Annotated in this window: 1 protein-coding gene; it reads right to left on the reverse strand. The window is 58.1% G+C overall.

Translation table 11 applies throughout. The features are described from left to right. On the reverse strand, positions 1-801 hold an 801-nt coding region (locus tag AB4Z23_RS27380), incomplete at both ends, for an ABC transporter substrate-binding protein (RefSeq protein ID WP_441361173.1).

Below are 801 nucleotides of genomic sequence, written 5' to 3' on the forward strand. Positions count from 1 at the left end.
GCCGAACCTTGATGTCCTTGAACGGCGGCTTCGAATTATTGAGCAGCATTTCCGTAATCCGGGGCACGGTAATTGGCGCAACCTTGACACCCTTCGTGGCTACAATGGTCTTTACCGCCCAAGGTGGAATCACGCGCGAAATCTGCACTTCACCGCTTCTTATCTGGGTGGCGCGGGTATCGGCATCCGGAATAAAGTTCACACGGCCGCCCGAGAGCTTCGGCATACCGTTCCAATAGTCATGGTTCGCCGTCAGTTCCATATATTGGCTGGCATCGACCTTGGTGATCTTAAACGGTCCGGTGCAGGTTCCGATCGGATCGACCTTGCCGTCCTTATAGGCGGATGGCGCGAGGATCGAAGTCGCCGGGCTTGCCATTTGCGCCGGCAGCAGCACCGATGGCTCGATGGTCGTGATCTTCACGATATCGTCGCCACCAACCTCGACGGCAGCGACCAGCTTAGGCGAAAAGGCCCGGGCCGGAACGGGCGCTTTCAGAAGATTGGTGAGCGCATTGACCGCGGCTTTTGCATTAAGCGGCTCGCCGTTCTGGAACTTCACGCCCTTGCGTAACTTGAACTCCCAAACCTTCGGTGAGGTTTGTGTCCAGGATTCGGCCAAGCCCGGCTCCAGTGCGGTGTCATAGCCGACGCGGACCATGCTTTCGAAACACCCTGCGCGCGAACCGAGATAGGCATCGTCGGAAGCCATCTGCCAGCCGGTCTTGACGCCGGTATAATCGTCATAGGTGATCGTTCCGGCCGTCGCCGCTTGCGTTCCAAAAGAGACCACAATGGCGC

It is taken from the genome of Agrobacterium sp. MCAB5 (genome assembly GCF_052114365.1).
Lineage (GTDB): Bacteria > Pseudomonadota > Alphaproteobacteria > Rhizobiales > Rhizobiaceae > Agrobacterium > Agrobacterium tumefaciens.